General features: G+C 73.9%; 15 protein-coding genes and 1 rRNA gene. 14 read left to right on the top strand and 2 right to left on the bottom strand.

Going from position 1 to position 17,520, the window contains the following annotated elements:
- Positions 1-56 precede the first annotated feature (56 nt).
- The 10 genes from argC to VM324_08415 all read left to right on the top strand — a co-directional run bounded on the left by argC (position 57) and on the right by VM324_08415 (position 10,570).
- Positions 57-1,079: an N-acetyl-gamma-glutamyl-phosphate reductase gene (gene argC / locus VM324_08370; protein ID HVL99291.1), complete on the top strand. Its 1,023-nt coding sequence runs from the start codon at positions 57-59 to the stop codon at positions 1,077-1,079.
- The gene (gene argJ / locus VM324_08375; protein ID HVL99292.1) at positions 1,076-2,278 is read left to right on the top strand and encodes a bifunctional glutamate N-acetyltransferase/amino-acid acetyltransferase ArgJ; all 1,203 of its coding nucleotides are present in this window, start codon (positions 1,076-1,078) and stop codon (positions 2,276-2,278) included. The genes argC and argJ overlap by 4 nt, the downstream gene beginning before the upstream one ends.
- A complete protein-coding gene (gene argB / locus VM324_08380; protein ID HVL99293.1) occupies positions 2,275-3,246 on the top strand; it encodes an acetylglutamate kinase in 972 nt (323 codons plus the stop codon). Before argJ ends, argB begins: the two co-directional genes overlap by 4 nt.
- Positions 3,243-4,493: an acetylornithine transaminase gene (locus VM324_08385; protein ID HVL99294.1), complete on the top strand. Its 1,251-nt coding sequence runs from the start codon at positions 3,243-3,245 to the stop codon at positions 4,491-4,493. The genes argB and VM324_08385 overlap by 4 nt, the downstream gene beginning before the upstream one ends.
- Entirely contained in the window at positions 4,490-4,906 is a 417-nt protein-coding gene (locus VM324_08390; GenBank protein ID HVL99295.1) for a response regulator, read from the top strand. Before VM324_08385 ends, VM324_08390 begins: the two co-directional genes overlap by 4 nt.
- Positions 4,903-5,826, top strand: coding sequence for an ornithine carbamoyltransferase (gene argF, locus VM324_08395; GenBank protein HVL99296.1), 924 nt, complete (start codon positions 4,903-4,905; stop codon positions 5,824-5,826). Before VM324_08390 ends, argF begins: the two co-directional genes overlap by 4 nt.
- Positions 5,823-6,269 (top strand): arginine repressor, encoded by a 447-nt coding sequence (argR, locus tag VM324_08400; protein ID HVL99297.1) that lies wholly within the window; start codon positions 5,823-5,825, stop codon positions 6,267-6,269. Before argF ends, argR begins: the two co-directional genes overlap by 4 nt.
- Entirely contained in the window at positions 6,266-7,516 is a 1,251-nt protein-coding gene (locus tag VM324_08405) for an argininosuccinate synthase (GenBank protein HVL99298.1), read from the top strand. Before argR ends, VM324_08405 begins: the two co-directional genes overlap by 4 nt.
- A gap of 153 nt (positions 7,517-7,669) precedes the next feature.
- Positions 7,670-9,049 carry an argininosuccinate lyase gene (argH, locus tag VM324_08410; GenBank protein ID HVL99299.1) on the top strand — a complete coding sequence of 460 codons (1,380 nt, stop codon included), beginning with the start codon at positions 7,670-7,672 and terminating at the stop codon, positions 9,047-9,049.
- A gap of 156 nt (positions 9,050-9,205) precedes the next feature.
- On the top strand, positions 9,206-10,570 hold the full coding sequence (locus VM324_08415; protein HVL99300.1) for an MFS transporter: 1,365 nt from the start codon (positions 9,206-9,208) through the stop codon (positions 10,568-10,570).
- Between the two features lie 35 nt (positions 10,571-10,605).
- Here VM324_08415 and VM324_08420 read toward each other — a convergent pair whose 3' ends face one another.
- A complete protein-coding gene (locus VM324_08420; GenBank protein ID HVL99301.1) occupies positions 10,606-11,103 on the bottom strand; it encodes a hypothetical protein in 498 nt (165 codons plus the stop codon).
- Positions 11,104-11,194: 91 nt separating this feature from the next.
- Between VM324_08420 and polX the strand changes: the two genes are divergently transcribed.
- The 3 genes from polX to tyrS are packed head-to-tail and all read left to right on the top strand — an operon-like array spanning position 11,195 to position 14,790.
- Complete coding sequence (gene polX / locus VM324_08425; GenBank protein HVL99302.1) at positions 11,195-12,943, top strand: DNA polymerase/3'-5' exonuclease PolX; 1,749 nt, start codon at positions 11,195-11,197, stop codon at positions 12,941-12,943.
- Positions 12,940-13,530 (top strand): DNA-3-methyladenine glycosylase, encoded by a 591-nt coding sequence (locus VM324_08430; GenBank protein HVL99303.1) that lies wholly within the window; start codon positions 12,940-12,942, stop codon positions 13,528-13,530. Before polX ends, VM324_08430 begins: the two co-directional genes overlap by 4 nt.
- 39 nt (positions 13,531-13,569) lie before the next feature.
- Complete coding sequence (tyrS, locus tag VM324_08435; protein HVL99304.1) at positions 13,570-14,790, top strand: tyrosine--tRNA ligase; 1,221 nt, start codon at positions 13,570-13,572, stop codon at positions 14,788-14,790.
- Positions 14,791-14,796: 6 nt separating this feature from the next.
- Here tyrS and VM324_08440 read toward each other — a convergent pair whose 3' ends face one another.
- Positions 14,797-16,452, bottom strand: a complete 1,656-nt coding sequence (locus VM324_08440; protein HVL99305.1) for a hypothetical protein — start codon at positions 16,450-16,452, stop codon at positions 14,797-14,799.
- Between the two features lie 651 nt (positions 16,453-17,103).
- Here VM324_08440 and VM324_08445 point away from each other — a divergent pair.
- Positions 17,104-17,520: ribosomal RNA gene (locus VM324_08445) — 16S ribosomal RNA — on the top strand; the annotation flags it as partial.

The following is a 17,520-nucleotide window of genomic DNA, read 5'->3' on the forward strand; positions in this document are numbered from 1 at the left end:
GCAATGCGGGCCACGGGGCGTATGGTTATGCATCTGCATGCATGGAGGAGGACGGCATGGACGTGGGGATCATCGGAGGGTCGGGGTACGGGGGCGCCGAGCTGCTTCGCCTGCTCGGCAGCCACCCGACCCTGAAGGTCCGCACGGTGGCGGCGCGCACGAGCGCGGGCCGCGACCTCGCGGAGGTCTTCCCGCATCTCGGCATGAGCGGGCGGCTCGCCCCGTCCGAGCCCGACGCGGTCGCCGGATGCGACGTCGTGTTCCTCGCCACGCCCCACGAGGCGAGCATGGCCCTGGCGCCCGCCCTGCTCGACCAGGGCGCGGCCGTGGTCGACCTGTCGGGGGCGTTCCGGCTCGATGCCGCGACCTTCAGCGACTGGTACGGGCTCGCGCACGCCGCTCCCGACCTCGCCCCGGCCGCCTACGGCCTGCCGGAGACGTCGCGCGGCGACCTCGACGGCGCCCGGCTCGTGGCCAACCCGGGCTGCTATCCCACCGCGGCCCTGCTCGCGCTCTGGCCGCTCGCCGGGCTCGTCGACCCGGCGACGGTCGTCGTCGCCGGCCTGTCGGGCACGTCAGGCGCCGGCAAGGGCCTGCGCGAGGACCTCCACGTCAGCCACGCGGTGGCGAACGTGAGCCCGTACGCCGCGCCCCGACACCGCCACACCCCCGAGATCGAAGCCGGATGGGCCCGCGCGGCACGGCTGCCCGAGCCCGCGCCGGTGAGCTTCACCCCCCACCTCGTGCCTATGGCGCGGGGCCTGCTCGCCACGGTCTGCGCCGCGCTCACCGACGGGGTGGACCCCGCTGCGGTGCGCGGCGCCTACGCCGACGCCTACGCCGGCGAGCCGTTCGTGACGGTGCTCCCCGAGGGCGCATGGCCGGCCACCGCCTACGTGTCGGGGGGCAACGCCGCCCATGTCGGCGTGGCGGTGGACCCCCGCACCGGGCGGGTCACGGCCTCGTGCGCGATCGACAACCTCGGCAAGGGTGCCGCCGGTCAGGCCATCCAGAACGCCAACATCGTGCTCGGCCTGCCGGAGGCCGCCGGTCTCAGCGCCGCCGGCGTCTACCCGTGAGCGGCCGCCGGTCGCCGGTCGACCTCCCCGGGGGTGTGTGCGCCGTGCCGGAGATCGCCGCGGCCGGGGTCGCCGCCGGCCTGAAGCCGAGCGGCCGCCTCGACCTCGCGATCGTCGACGCGGGCAGGGTCGTCGCCGCCGCGGCGGTCCAGACCACGAACCAGGTCAAGGCCGCGCCGGTGCTCCTCACCTCCCGCCACGTGGCCAACGGGCGGGCCCGGGCGGTGCTGCTGAACGCGGGCAGCGCCAACGTCTGCACCGGTCCGGACGGCATGGCGCTCGCCGAGGAGTCGACCGTCGCGGTCGGGCGCGAGCTCGGGTGCGAGCCGGCGGACGTCCTCGTCTGCTCGACCGGCGTGATCGGGGTCCCGATCCCACGCGGGCCGTTCCTCGCCGGCATCCCCGCCGCCGCCGCGGCGCGCTCGCGGGACGGCGGCAGCCGGGCTGCGAAGGCCATCATGACGACCGACACGTTCCCGAAGGAGGCCGCCGTGCGGGTCGAGGACGGGACCGGCACGTGCGTCGTCGGCGGGATGGCGAAGGGCGCCGGCATGCTCGAGCCGACGATGGCGACCATGCTCGCCGTCGTCACGACCGACGCGCCCGTCCAGGGACCGGTGCTGCGCTCCTGCGTCCGGGAGGTCGTCGCCCACACGTTCGGCCGCGTGAGCGTCGACGCGTGCCAGTCGACGAACGACGCGGTGGTCGTCCTCGCGACCGGCAGCGCCGCCCGCCCGCCGTCGCTCTCGGCGTTCAAGGACGGGCTCACGGCGGTGTGCGCCCGCCTGGCCGAGGCGCTCGTGCGCGACGGCGAAGGCGCGCGCAAGCTCGTGCGCCTGCGCGTGACGGGAGCGCGCAGCGAGGCGGACGCCGTCGGCGTCGCCAGGGCGATCGCGCGCAGCGTCCTCGTGCGGACCGCCATCGCCGGGGCAGACCCCAACTGGGGCCGGATCCTCGCCGCCGCCGGCGCCGGGCCGGTCCCGTTCGACCCGGCGCGGGTGGCGGTGACCTTCGGCAACGTGACCGTTTGCCGGTTCGGCGTCGTCGCGTCCTTCGACCGGGGGCTCGCGTCACGCGCGTTGTCCGGGCGCGAGGTCACCGTCACCGTCGACCTGGGGCTGGGGCCGGCCGAAGCCACGCTGCTCACCTGCGACCTCACCCACGACTACGTGACCATCAACGCGGAGTACACGACATGAGCCTGCCGGCGGAGGAGATCGGCCGCGGGACGTCCGGCCACCAGCCCGACCCGGCGTCCGCCGGGTCGCCGGCGGCCCAGCTGAGCAGCCGCACCCGCCTCGCGCAGGAGAAGGCGCGCGTCCTGAGGGAGGCGCTGCCATGGGTGACGCGCTGGGCCGGCAGCACGGTCGTGGTCAAGTACGGGGGGCACGTGACCGGTGAGCTGGACGCCGGGCAACCCGTCGACGCGGCCTTCGCCGCCGACATCGCCCTGCTGCGGCGTGTCGGCCTGCGCGTCGTCGTGGTCCACGGCGGAGGGCCGCAGATCTCGGCGCTCTCACGGCGTCTCGGCCTCGAGCCACGGTTCGTCGACGGTCGCCGCGTCACCGACGAGGCCACGCTCGAGGTGGTGAGGATGGTCCTGCTCGGCCAGGTCAACCCACGCCTCGTCGGCCTCATCAACGCTGCGGGGGCGCCGGCCGTCGGCGTGTCGGGAACCGACGCCGGCCTGCTCGGCGTGCGGCCGGCCGACCCGGCGCTCGGCGCCGTCGGGGAGGTCGAGCGGGTCGACACGACCGTGCTCGACGGCCTGCTCGACAACGGTGCGGTACCCGTCGTCGCGACGGTCGGGCGCGGGCCGGGCGGGGAGGAGCGCAACGTCAACGCCGACACGGCGGCAGGCGCGGTCGCGGCGGCGCTCGGCGCCGACAAGCTCATCTACCTCACGAACGTGCCCGGCCTCTACGAGCACTTCGGGACCGGGGACCAGGCGCTGCTCAGCGAGGTCGAGCCCGCGAGGCTGCGCGAGATGCTCGACACGAGGGAGCTCCACGCAGGCATGGTGCCGAAGGTCGAGAGCATGCTCGCCGCGCTCGAGGGGGGCGTCGACCGCGCCTACCTGCTCGACGGGCGCATCGAGCACGCGCTGCTTCTCGAGATCTTCACCGACGAGGGCATCGGCACCCAGGTATCGAAGGAAGCCTCATGACGAGCGTGCAGTCCCGCGAGGCGGCGGCCCTGATCGGCACCTACCGGCGCTTTCCCGTGGAGTTCGTCGCAGGCCAGGGTCCATGGCTGACCGACGCCGACGGCGCTCGCTACCTCGACTTCCTGTCCGGCCTCGCGGTGACCTCCCTCGGGCACGCCCATCCCGCGGTGGCCGACGCGGTCGCCGCCCAGGCGCGCCGGCTCGTGCACACGTCGAACCTCTACTACACCGAGCTGCAGGTGCGCCTGGCCGAGCGCCTCCACGCGACGCTCGGCTGGGTCGACGCGAAGGCGTTCTTCGCCAACTCCGGCGCCGAGGCGAACGAGGCGGCGCTGAAGCTCGCCCGGCGCCACGGCAAGCACCAGGATCCCGACAAGGTCGAGGTGGTCGCGCTGTCGGGCAGCTTCCACGGGCGCACGCTCGCGACCCTCGCGGTGACGGGGAGCCCTGCGAAGCACGAACCGTTCGCCCCGCTGGGCGACTGGGTCACGCACGTGCCCTACGACGACCCCGACGCGCTCGACGCCGCCGTCGGCGAGCGGACGAGCGCCGTGCTGCTCGAGGCGGTCCAGGGAGAGGGCGGCGTGCGGGTCGTTCCCGACGCCGTGTGGCGGGCGGCCCGCTCGGCGTGCGACCGCGTCGGCGCACTACTCGTCGCCGACGAGGTCCAGACCGGCCTCGGGCGGCTCGGCGCCTGGTACGGCTGGCAGACCACGAGGGCCGAGGCGTCGGCGCACGGGCCACCGGACGCGGAGCCGCTGCCCGTCGTGCCCGACGTCGTCACGCTCGCGAAGGCCCTCGCGAACGGCCTTCCGATCGGCGCGATGATCGCGCGCGGCGACGGGGCCAAGGCGCTCGGCCCCGGCGAGCATGCGACCACCTTCGGTGGGGGACCGGTCGTGTGCGCAGCGGCCCTCGCCGTCCTCGACACGATCGAACGGGAAGGCCTCGTCGCGCGCGCCGCCACCCTCGGGGCGTTGCTCGCGAGCCGGCTCAGCGCGCTCGTCGACACCGCACCCCTCGCAGCGGCGGTGCGCGGGCGGGGCCTGCTCCAGGCGCTGGTCCTCGACCGCCCCGTGGCGGCCGAGGTCACCGCGGCTGCGCTGCGCCGCCGCCTCGTCGTCAACTGCGTCGCCCCCGACGCGGTTCGCCTCGCCCCGCCGTTCGTGATCGACGAGGCCGATGTCGACGAGATGGCGACGCGGCTCGGCGCCGCGCTCGCCGACGTGTCACGGGAGACGGGGTGAACGCGCCGCCGCACCGCGGCGGTCCCGCCCGCCGGGAGGACCCGCCCCTCGTGCTGGTCGTGGAGGACGACAAGGGGGTGCGCGAGCTGCTCGAGATCGTGCTGTCCGGGGAGGGCTTCGAGGTCCACACCGCCCGCGACGGGCTCGAGGGACTGCTCAAGGTCCGCATGCTCGACCCCGCGGCACTCGTCCTGGACATCATGATGCCCGACATCGGGGGCCTGCGGGTCCTCGACCAGCTGGCCGCCGAGCACGCCGGGACGCCCGTCATCGTGGTCACCGGCGCTGCCGAGGCGGCCGACGTCGCCCGTGAACGCCTCGGCAAGGCGAACGTGTTCGTCAAGCCGTTCGACATCGACCTGCTCGTCGAGCGGATCCGGGCGGTCGCGAGCAGCCCGGGGGCGACCTCGTGACGAAGCGCGACTTCCTCACCGTCGATGCCCTGACGCCCGCCGAGCTCACCTGCCTGCTCGACGAGGCCGACCGGCTCAAGGCGCAGCGGGCGCACCGCCGCGACCTCGCGGGGCTGGCGGTCGGCATGCTGTTCGAGAAGCCGTCCACCCGGAGCCGGGTGTCCTTCGAGGTGGCGGTCACCGAGCTCGGAGGCCATGCCGTCGTGCTGAGTGGCGGCGACCTCCAGCTCGGGCGCGGCGAGACCGTCGAGGACACCGCGCGGGTGCTGTCGCGCTACCTCCACGCGCTCGTCGTCCGCACGTTCGCCCAGTCCCGCCTGGAGGCCCTCGCGGCGAGTGGCTCCATCCCCGTCGTCAACGCCCTGTCGGACTTCTCCCACCCCTGCCAGGCGCTCGCCGACCTGCAGACCATCCGGGAACGCAAGGGCCGCCTCGCGGGGGTGCGCCTCGCCTACCTCGGCGACGGCAACAACGTCGCGAACTCGCTGCTGCTCGCCGGCGCCATGACGGGGATGCGGGTCGCGATGGGGTGCCCCCCCGGCTACGCGCCGATCCCCCAGGTCGTCACCGCGGCACAGACCCTCGCCGCGGAGAGCGGCGGGGAGATCGTCGTGACGGCCGACCCGCTCGCGGCCGCCGACGGCGCCGACGCCGTCTACACCGACGTGTGGGCCTCGATGGGCCAGGAGGCCGAACGGGACGCCCGCCGGCTCATGTTCCACCCGTTCCAGGTGAGCCGGCACGTGATGGAGGTCGCCGACCCCGACGCCATCGTCCTTCACTGCCTGCCCGCGCATCGCGGCGAGGAGATCACCGCGGAGGTCCTCGACGGCCCGCAGAGCGCCGTGTGGGACCAGGCGGAGAACCGTCTGCACACCCAGAAGGCCCTGCTCGCCCTCCTCGTCGGGAGCAGCCGGTGACGGCCCGCGAGCGGCGCCGCCAGCTCATCCGCGAGCTCGTGTCCCGCTACGAGATCGGCTCCCAGAGCGCGCTCGTCGCGCTGCTCGCCGAGCAGGGGGTCGACGCCACCCAGGCAACCGTCAGCCGCGACCTCGACGAGCTCGGCATCGGCAAGGTGCGCGGCGCCGACGGCAGGGTCGCCTACGCCCTGCCGGAACCCGGCGGGCTCGCCCAGATCCTCCGGCAGTTCGTCGCCTCCGTGGACGCGAGCGGCAACCTCGCCGTGGTCCGCACCCCGCCGGGCGCGGCGAGCGCGGTGGCGAGCGCCATCGACGGGGCGGCGCTGCCCGGCGTGCTCGCCACCGTCCAGGGCGACGACACCCTGCTCGTCGTCGCGGCAGAGGGCACGAGCGGGAGAACCGTCGCCGACCGCTTGACCGCGATCAAGGAGAGCCGAGCATGACCCGCCATCCGCAAGACGACCAACCGGTGTCGGCAGAGCCCCGGTCGGCGCCCCGCCTCGTGCTCGCGTACTCCGGCGGCCTCGACACCTCCGTGGCGATCCGCTGGCTCGCCGAGGAGAGGGGCTACGACGTCGTGGCCTGCGCGATCGACGTCGGCCAGGCCGCCGACGGCGAGATGGAGCGCGTCCGCCAGCGGGGTCTCGACTGCGGGGCGGTCGAGTCCGTCGTCGTCGACGCCCGCACCGAGTTCGCTGAGCGCTACGTCGCCCCGGCGATCGCGGCGAACGCCCTCTACATGGGCAAGTACCCCCTCGTGTCCGCGCTGTCGCGCCCGCTCATCACCGACCACCTCGTGCGCGTTGCCCGGGAGACGGGCGCGAGCGCGATCGGGCACGGATGCACCGGCAAGGGCAACGACCAGGTGCGCTTCGAGGTCACCGCGATGGCGATCGCCCCCGACATCACCGTCGAGGCCCCGATCCGCGAGTGGGGGCTGTCGCGCGAGGAGGCGATCCGGTGGGCGGGCGAGCGCGGCATCCCCATCCCGGTGAAGCACGAGTCGCCCTACTCGATCGACGAGAACCTGTGGGGCCGCACCGCCGAGTGCGGCGTCCTCGAGGACCCGTGGGAGTCCCCGCCCGAAGAGGTCTACGAGCGCTCGGCGGCGCTGGCCGACGCCCCCGCCGAGCCCGAGGAGCTCGTCCTCACGTTCCGTGACGGCCTGCCGGTTGCCGTCGACGGCAAGGAGCTCGACCTCGCCGCCCTCATCGCCGAGGTCGACGCGCGGGCCGGCGCCCACGGCGTCGGGCGGATCGACATGGTCGAGGACCGCCTCGTCGGCATCAAGAGCCGTGAGATCTACGAGTGCCCCGGGGCGGTGACGATCCTCACGGCCCACCGCGACCTCGAGGACCTCTGCCTGGAGCAGGAGCTCGCGCAGGAGAAGCGGGGCCTCGAGGGGCGCTACGCCCAGCTCGTCTACAACGGCCTGTGGTTCACGCCCCTCAAGCGCGCCATGGACGCGTTCGTGGCCGTCAGCCAGCGCTACGTCGCCGGCGACGTCCGCATGCGCCTGCACAAGGGCTCCGCGTCGGTCGCGGGGCGCCGCAGCGACATCGGCCTCTACGACCACGACCTTGCCACCTACGACGCGAGCGACCGCTTCGACCACACCCAGGCGGAGGGGTTCGTGAAGCTCTGGGGCCTGCCGACCAAGGTGTGGGCGCGGCGGCAGGGCTCCCTGTGACCGTCGTGCTCGTGCTGTGGCGGTCGCGGCTCGCCGCTGGACCCGCCGCGGCGGTCACGACCCGGCTCCGGACCACTCACCCGCCCACCCTCCAGGGTCCTGCGCCGAGCCGCGACCGCTTCCGCCGCCGTGACCGCAAGCGCCGGTCGTGCCATGGCTGAGGGGCGGCTGTGGGGTGGGCGGTTCGGTGAGGAGCCGGATGCGGCGGCGTGGCGGCTCGGCCGGTCGGTCCACTTCGACGCGCGCCTGTGGCCCTACGACCTCGCCGGGTCGCGTGCGCACGCCGACGAGCTGCGGCGCCTCGGGCTCCTCGGGGAGGACGATCACGCCGCAGTCCGTACGGCGCTCGACACCGTCGCCGCCGAGTTCGCGGGCGGGGCGTTCGCCTTCCTCGACGGCGACGAGGACCTGCACGGCGCGATCGAGCGGCGCCTCGTCGAGCTGACCGGCGAGGCCGGGGGCCGCCTGCGCGCCGGTCGCAGCCGCAACGACCAGATCGCGAGCGACCTTCGCCTGTACTGCCGTGACGCGGGGGCGGGCGTGGTCGCGGGCATCCGCGGGCTGCAGACCACCCTCGTCGACCGGGCGGACGGGGTGCTCGACTGGCTCGCGCCGGGGTTCACGCACCTGCAGCGCGCACAGCCGGTCACGCTCGCGCACCACCTGCTCGCCCATGCCTGGGCGCTCGACCGCGACGCGGGACGGGTGGCCGACGCCCTTGCCCGCGCCGACGCGTCGACGCTGGGCGCGGGCGCCCTCGCCGGGGTGACGCTCGGGCTGGACCCGGCGCGGTACGCGGTGGCGCTCGGCTTCTCCCGGTCGGCGGCCAACTCGATGGACGCCGTGGCCGACCGCGACTTCGTCGTCGAGCTCCTCGCCGCGTTCGCCCTGCTCGGCGTCCACCTGTCGCGCCTGGGGGAGGAGGTCGTGCTGTGGAGCTCCGCGGAGTTCGGCTGGGCCCGCGTCGGTGACGCCTTCTCGACCGGCAGCTCGATCATGCCGCAGAAGCGCAACCCCGATGTCGCCGAGCTCGTCCGCGGCAAGACCGGCCGGCTCGTCGGTGACCTCGTCAGCCTCCTGGTCACCCTGAAGGGGCTGCCGCTCGCCTACAACCGCGACCTCCAGGAGGACAAGGAGCCTCTGTTCGACGCGGTCGACACGCTCGACGTCGCCCTGCCGGCCATGGCCGGAACCGTGGCCTCGCTCGTGTTCGACCGCGACCGCCTGGCCGCCACGGCGGCCGGCGGGTTCGCCCTGGCCACCGACCTCGCCGAGGAGCTCGTCCGCCGGGGCGTCCCGTTCCGCGCCGCGCACGAGCAGGTCGGGCGCCTCGTCGCCGCGTGCGAGCGGCGTGGCGTCGACGTGGCCGACCTCGGCCACGAGGAGCTCGCCGCCGCCCTCCCGGCGCTCGGTGACGCCCCGCCGGACCTCACCGACCCCCGGGCGGCCGTGGCTCGGCGCGCGGCGAGCCTCGGCCCCGCCCCGCAGCGGGTCCGTGAGCAGGCGAGGCTCTTGCGCGCGCGACTGGCGTGAACGGAAGTTCCCCCGGACGGGGGCAGTAGGGATGTTCCGCCTCCCGGTATGCTCGTAGGTTACGGAAGCGTTGCCGATGGCAGCCGCGTGGCGACAGGCTGAAAGGAAACCACTGGCCGTGCACACGCTGTGCCAGGGCCGACCCCCGGGACCCGCGTGAGCTGGCCCCGCGTCGGCGTCCTCGCGCCACTGCGCCGCCGGAACTTCCGGCTGCTGGCCGTCGCCTCGCTCACGTCCCTGCTCGGCGACGGCTTGTTCCGCGTAGCCATCGCGGTGCAGGTGTACGCCATCGAGAACGACCCCCGGGCGCTGGCTATGGTGGCCGTCGCCTGGGCCGGGGCCCAGGTGCTCGCCCTGCCCGCCGGCGGGTGGGCGAGCGACCGCTTCGAACGCCGGCGGGTGATGATCTGCGCCGACCTGTGGCGGGCCGCCGCCGTGGGCGCGATCGGCGTGCTCAGCGTCACGGGCGACCTCGCGCTGTGGCACATGTACGTGCTCGGCGCGGCCTTCGGCGCCGGCAACGGCTTCTTCAACCCGGCCGCGACCTCCCTCGTGCCCGACCTCCTGCCCGACGACGACCTGCCCCAGGCCAACGCCTTCCTCGGCGTCGCCCGGCCGGGGATGCTGTGGATCCTCGGGCCGCTCGCCGGCGGCTTCGTCGTCAGCGCCACCGAACCGGGGGCGGCGTTCCTTCTGGACGCGGTGACCTTCCTCGTCTCCGCGCCGCTGCTCGCCGCGATCAGCGTCCGGATACGGGGGGAGATCACCCCGGGTGGCTTCGGGCAGACCCTGCGCGACATCGGCGAGGGGCTGCGGTTCGTGCGCCGGGAGTCGTGGGCGGGGCTGTGGCTGCTCGCCGCCGCGATCAGCACGCTTGCCTTCCACGGACCCTTCGACGTGCTCGTCCCGTACCGGTTCAAGAACGACCTCGGGATGAACGACGGACAGATGGCGACGGCGATGAGCCTGATCCTCGCCGCCGGCGGGGCCGGTTCGATCCTCGTCTCCGTGGTCATCGGCCAGCGCGGCCTGCCGCGGCGGTTCATGACCGTGCTGTACGTCGCCGAGACCGTGGGGGTGCTCGGCATCGTCGGCCTCGGGCTCATGACCACGAGAACCCACGCGATGCTCGCCGGCCTGGTCATCTTCACGATGTTCGCGCTGAGCGAGATCATCTGGCACACGACGATGCAGCGCCACGTGCCCCGGGGGATGCTCGGGCGGGTGTCGAGCCTCGACTGGATGGCGTCCGTGGGGCTGGCCCTCGCGAGCTTCGCCGCCGCCGGACCGCTCGGGCGGGTCTACGGCGCGGAGCAGGTGCTCATCGGGGCAGGCGTCGCGGGTACGGTCGCGTTGCTCGTCATCATGGCGCTGCCCGGGGCGCGCGCCCTGGAGAACCGCCTGCCGAGGCACGTCGCGCAGGCACCCCCGGAACCGCCGGGCGCGAACTTCGAGGGCCTGTCGGGGGGCCCTTCCGTGCCGGCCCACCCCGGCTCCGGGCCTCCAGGTCTGCAGGGCTAGAGGGGGGCAAGCGGCGAAGCGGTAGCGCCGGGCGTCTAGAGGCCGAGAACGTCCCCGGCGTCCGACCGTGCGGGCGGAGCCACCGCCTGGCGCCCGCAGGCGCCGCACACCGCGCTCGTGCCGTCAGGGGTGGGGGTTCGGGCACCGCAGAGGCACAGGGCCCCACCCGTCGTCGACGCCTGCACGTCGAGGCGCACGTCGGGCAGCGTCACCGCGTCGTCGAGCCCGGCGTCGGTCAGGGCTTCCCGCGCGCGCTGACGGACGACGGTGTCGGCGAGGCTCGCCACCCAGCGCAGGAGCGCCTCCTGCGACAGCCCGTGGGGCACCGGCAGGTCGACGTGGACGGCGACCGTCACCGCACCGGCCTCGAGCGGCGTGAGGTCGGCGCGGGAAACCTCCGCCATCCGGCGGTTGCCCGGGTCGAAGAGCGTGACGGTGTCGGTCGCCAGCGCCGCGACGACGCCCGTCACGTCCGAGGCGCGGGCCCACGACCCCAGGAGGGGCTCACGCCCGCCGCTGTCCGCACTGCTCATGGTCCGTGCATGCTAGTGGGGGGGCCATCCGCGCGCTACGTGGTCGTCCGGGCCCGGCCGCGTCGGGAGAGGGCGACGTAGCATCGAGCGCGTGAGCTGGACGAACGAGGACGTGGCCGCGCGGTTCGCCGAGATCGCCACCCTGCTGCGCCTGCGCGGCGACGACCCCTTCCGCGTCCGCGCCTACGAGCGTGCCGCGGCGACGATCGGCGCGGCGGCCGTCGATCTTTCGACCCTCGAGCCGGCGGAGATCGCGCGCCTCAAGGGCATCGGGACGTCGACCGCGAAGAAGATCACCGAGTACCTGCGGACAGGGACGATCGGGATGCTCGAGGAGCTGCGCGGTGACATCCCCGCCGGGCTGCTCGAGCTCATCCGGGTCCCGGGCCTCGGTCCGAAGACCGCCCGGCTCCTCCATGACGAGCTCGGGATCGACTCCGTCGAGCGCCTGCGCGCCGCGCTGGACGCCCAGGCGCTGCGCGACCTCCCGGGACTCGGCGCGAAGACCGAGGAGAACCTCCGCGAGTCGCTTGCCCGCATGGGCGTGAAGGACAGCGACCGTGTCCCGGCGGCCGACGCCATCGCCGTCGCGGAGGAGCTCGTCGCGCGGCTCCGCGAGGTGCCGGGCGTCACCGACGCCGCCTACGCCGGCAGCCTCCGGCGGATGCGCGAGACCGTCGGCGACATCGACGTGCTCGCCGCGAGCGAGGATCCGGGCGCCGTCCACGCGACCCTGCGCGACTCGCCGCTCGTCGTGAAGGTCCTCGCCGCCGGCGAGAAGAAGACAAGCGTGCTCACCGTCCGGGGACTGCAGGCGGACCTGCGCGTCGTCGAGCCGGCGGCGTGGGGTGCGGCGCTCGTGTACTTCACCGGGTCGAAGGCGCACAACGTGCGCATCCGCGAGCGGGCCGTGCGGCGTGGCCTCACGGTGAACGAGTACGGCGTGTTCGACCGGGAGACCGGGGAGCGGGTCGCGGGGTCGTCCGAAGCGGAGGTGTACGCGGCGCTCGGCATGGTCGAGGTGCCCCCGCCGCTGCGCGAGGACACCGGCGAGGTGGAGGCCGCCGTGGCCGGCGAGCTCCCGCGGGTGGTCACCATCGCCGACGTCCGTGGCGACCTCCACGGCCACAGTGACTGGTCGGGCGACGGCAAGGCGAGCCTCGTCGAGATGCTCGACGCGGCGGCCGCCCGAGGCTACGCCTACTGGGCGGTCACCGACCACGCCGAGGACCTGTCCATCAACGGGCTGTCGCGGGAACGCATGCTCGCCCAGCGCGCGGAGATCGCCCGGCTGGCCGACCGCTACCCGACGATGCGCATCCTCCACGGCGCCGAGCTGAACATCGCCATCGACGGCGGGCTCGACTACGACCCGGAGTTCCTGCTCGGGTTCGACTTCACGGTGGCGAGCGTCCACAGCCTGCTCCGCCGGCCACCCGCCGAGCAGACCGCCCGCATCCTGGCCGCCATGGAGAACCCCGCGGTCAACGTCATCGGCCACCCGACCGGCCGCAAGATCGGCGTCCGGCCCGGCTACGAGGTCGACTTCGACGCGATCGTCGGGGCCGCCGTCGAGACCGGCACCGCGCTGGAGGTCAACGCCTCTCCCCGCCGGCTCGACCTCGGGGGGGACCTCGTGCGCCGCGCGGTGCAGGCAGGAGCGCAGCTCGCGATCTCCTGCGACGCCCACTCCGTCGGTGACCTCACGAGCCTGCGCTACGGCGTCGCGACCGCCCAGCGGGGGTGGGCGACGCCAGGAGACGTGCTGAACTGCCGGGATCTCCACGGCCTGCTCGCCTTCGTCGCGGCGAAGCGCTCGGGGCAGGGCGGGCGCGGATGACGCCGACGCCTCTGGCCCGGGGGTTCTTCGCCCGGCAAGCCACCGAGGTCGCCCCGGACCTGCTCGGCAAGCTCCTCGTGCGCAGCGACGACGGCCTCGTCGCCCGCATCGTCGAGGCCGAGGCGTACCTGCAGTCCGACCCCGCCTGCCACGCGCACCGCGGCCCGACGGAGCGCAACGCCCCGTTGTTCGGGCCCCCGGGGCACGCCTACGTCTACTTCACCTACGGCATGCACTGGTGCCTCAACGTCACCACCGGCGCCGAGGGACAGGGTCAGGGCTGCCTGCTCCGGGCGTGCGAGCCGCTCGAGGGCCTCGACGTCATGCGCGCCCGCCGAGGGGGCCGCCCCGACCGGGAGCTCCTGCGCGGCCCGGCCCGCCTCGCACAGGCGTACGGCCTGGACGGCACCTGGAGCGGAGCGGACCTGTGCGACGGCGGGCCGCTCCACCTCGCCGACGACGGCGCCCGTCCCGCGCGCACGACCACCCCCCGCACGGGTGTCGCGACCGCCGCGGACCTGCCGTGGCGCTTCGTCGTCAACGGCTCGGCGTGGGCGTCGCCCTACAAGCGCCACCGGCTGGCGTGAGCCCGTTGCGGACCTGCCGGCTCGCATAGGCTGCGGGGCATGGTGCCCGCCGCCGAGCAAGCGAAGATCCTCCTCGACGCCGTCGAGCAGGCCCTGCCCGCCGGCGAGCTCGAGCGCAAGCTCGACGGGGTCGTGGCGGGGACGCGTGCGCCCCTGCGCGTGAAGTTCGGCATGGACCCGACGAGCCCCGACATCCACATCGGTCACACGGTCGTGCTCCGCCGGCTCCGTGACTTCCAGCGCCTCGGCCACACCGCCGTGCTGCTCATCGGCGGGTTCACCGCCCGGGTGGGCGACCCGTCGGGACGCACGGCGACGCGCCCGCGGCTGTCGGCGAAGGAGGTGGCCGCGCACGCCGAAACCTACCTGGAGCAGGCGCGCAAGGTGCTGCTACTCGACAACCTCGAGGTCGTCGACAACAGCGACTGGCTGGAGGCCATGGGCATGGCCGACGTGCTCGGCCTGACCGCGCAGATGACCGTCGCCCGCATGCTCGAGCGCGCCGACTTCGCGGCGCGCTACCGGCAAGGCCGCCCGATCGCGGTAAGCGAGTTCCTCTACCCGCTGCTGCAGGGGCACGACTCGGTCGCCATCCGCGCCGACGTGGAGCTCGGCGGCACCGACCAGACGTTCAACCTGCTCGTCGGCCGGGACCTTCAGGCGACCGCCGGCCAGGACCCACAGACCGTCCTCACGCTGCCGCTCCTCGAGGGCACCGACGGGCGGGCGAAGATGTCGAAGACGGCCGGCAACACCATCGACCTCGACGACGACCCCGCCGACATGTTCGGCAAGGTGATGTCGATCCCCGACGCGCTGACGGAGAAGTACCTGCGCCTCGTCACCGACGTCCATCCCGACGAGGCCGACCGCATCGCCCGCGGGTTGGCCGACGGCACGCTGCACCCCGGGGAGACGAAGCGCCGCCTGGCCCGGGAGATCGTCCGGCTCTACCACGGGGGGGACGCCGCCGCGGCGGCCGAGGCGCGCTTCGACCGCCAGTTCCGGGACCGTGCCGTGCCCGACGAGGTCCCCGAGTTCCCCCTCGGCCCCACCGACCCGTGGTTCCTGCCGAGCCTGCTGCAGGCGGCTGGTCTGGCGGCCAGCGGCTCGGAGGCCCGCCGCCTCGTGTCCCAGGGAGCGGTCCGCCTCGACGGCGAGCCGCTCCGGGACGCCACCGCCGAGCTGCCGGCGTCCGCCCTCGACGGGCACGTCCTGCAGGCGGGCAGGCGCCGGTTCGTGCGCCTCGTGCGCTCCTGAGGCCCGCTACTCCCGCGACGACCACACGGTGACGAGCGGCCGGCCCTCCCCGACGAAGATCTCATCACACACCTCGTAGCGCGCCTCGATGTCGTCGACCATGCCGGACATGGAGTCCGGCCAGCCGTACGGCTGGATGATGAGGGGTATCTCCCCGGCGTCCATCTGGGCCACCACCTCGTCGTGCTTCGCGGCGAAGTCGTACCAGAAGGCGTAGTGGGGGGTGGGGTTCGTGAGCGCGAGCGCGCCGTACAGCCCGAGCGGCTCCGGGACGACCCAGGCGCGGCCGGAGCCGTCGCCGCACCGCTCCACGGCGGCCCCGACCGCGGCGGCGATGGTCTCGGCACGCTCACCGGAGCGGTCGCTGCGCAGCTCGACGAGGGTGCGCCCGGCGAGCCCGCCGACGAGCAGGAGGCCCGCCGCAGCGACGGCCCCGACGCCGGCCCAGGGGAAATCCCCGCGCCCCGCCGCCGCGACGCCGAGGAGGCAGACGACGGCCAGCCCGACGATCGCGACGAGTGACGGGACGCGGAAGCCGGCCGCCACGGCCAGCGCGAGCCACAGCGCCCCGCCGGCCGCGAGCAGCGCGCGCCGGACTCCCCGCACGTCGCCGAACCGGGGCGGCGCGGCCAGGAGCAGGTCCCGCGCCGCGAGCACGACGACGACGACGAGCAGCGTGGACGCGGCTGCGACGTGGCCCTCGTCGGTGCGGCGGATGGCCGTCAGCGCCTGGCTGAGGTGCAGGCACACCGCGAGCCGGGTCGGCGCTGACAGGCGGCGCCACACGACCGGGACGAACGGCAGGACGAGGCTCACGGGGTAGACGAGGGCGCGCAGGCTGCCGGGGTTGAACAGCGGATAGCCGAAGTGCGCGTCATCGAAGACCGCGGTCGGCTCACCGATCATGAGCGCGACGAGCTTGCCGGGCGGCAGCCCCGCCAGGTGGTAGACGCCGAGCTGGACCACGAGGGCGACGGCCATGGCGGCTGGGGCGGCGCCCGCGCGGAGAAGCCGGTCGCGCGGCTCGAGCCCGCGCGCTCCGAAAAGGTCGTAGAGCGCGACGCCGGCCGCCAGGAGCACCGCGAGCTCGACGTGGAGCCAGAACGTCACGGCGCCGAGCACGAGCCGGACGACGACGGCCGGGAGGCGGCGCCGCACGCCTCCCGTGGGCACGAGGGAGGCGAGCCAGAGCATCGGGATCGCGTACTTGCCGTTCGGCACGTGGGTGAGCCACAACCACGCCACGACGAGTCCGAGCAGCCAGCTGCTGGGAAGTCGCAGGCGCCAGGCGGTGACGGCCAGGGCCACACCCGCCACGACTGTCGCCGTGACGACCTCGAACAGGTAGATCCAGACGGGGGCGTTACCCCCCACGAGCAGGTAGAGGGCTGCCCCGAGATAGAAGCTGCCCGCGTTCCAGCCGTGCTGGAAGTCGATGAACGGCACGGCGCCGCCGGCGGTGAGCTGGGCGAGGTGGTACTGGATGCCGAGGTCGGCGCGCAGGCCGTCGGGGGCAAGGGCGGAGAACCGGAAGGCCTGGTGCACGGCCAGGAGCGCCAGCGCGACGAGCAGGGCAGCCGTCGGCCGGACACGTTGGTGCGCGGCGGCGTGGGGGACGTCGCGCGGGGTCGACGGGCGCACGCCGGCATCGGTCCCGGTCATCGCCGCATCGTAGCCCCGGGCCGCCGGCCCCCCGTCGGGGCGGTTCGGGGGACGGGGCAGGTCCGCCCGAAGATTTCGCCGCGAGGAGGTTGCCGATCGACCCGCATGGGGTACTATCTCCCGTCCCGGGGCAGTCGGACAAGGCACCGCCTCGGAGTTGCAAGACCCGACCGCGAGGGCTACAGTTCTCCTTCGGAACACGGCGGGGGTTTGACACCCCCCACCGGCGGGAGATACCTTGCGGCCCGCTGCGGCGGACGTACGAGTCCTCGCAGTCTGCGGCCGGCAGGCACCCGACCGAGGGGGCCGAGAGGCCCCGCACGCGACCCGTAGTTCGAAAGCCGACCCACGAGCGACCGCGACAGCGGTATGGAACGGGCGGACCTCGAACGGAGCGCAGCCGCTCCTTGAAAACTGCACAGTGTGCCAAAAGCCAGTGCACATGACCCCGTCTTTGGGACCGCCCCCGTTCCCTTGTGGAGCGGTAGGGCCGGGAAATGAGACGGACGTATGAACTGGTTCCGGGCAGCTTTAAACCAGCTGTTCTTGAACCGGATTCTCACCGTGGCCAGGCAGGGTTACCGTCCTTTGCGGTCCTGCACACGGTGAGCTCTTCATCCGCGGATCTGACGGCATCACGCTTGAAGATCTCCAATGGAGAGTTTGATCCTGGCTCAGGACGAACGCTGGCGGCGCGCCTAACACATGCAAGTCGAGGGAGAACCACACCTTCGGGTGTGGGGAGACCGGCGAACGGGTGAGTAACACGTGAGGAACTTGCCCCGTAGTCCGGAATAACCATGGGAAACCGTGGCTAATGCCGGATGACCTCCACGGACCGCATGGACTGTGGAGCAAAGGTCAGCCGCTACGGGATGGCCTCGCGGCCTATCAGCTTGTTGGTGGGGTAACGGCCCACCAAGGCTCCGACGGGTAGCTGGCGTGAGAGCGCGACCAGCCACACTGGGACTGAGACACGGCCCAGACTCCTACGGGAGGCAGCAGTGGGGAATCTTGCGCAATGGGCGAAAGCCTGACGCAGCGACGCCGCGTGCGGGAAGAAGGCCT

It is taken from the genome of Egibacteraceae bacterium, assembly GCA_035540635.1.
GTDB lineage: Bacteria > Actinomycetota > Nitriliruptoria > Euzebyales > Egibacteraceae > DATLGH01.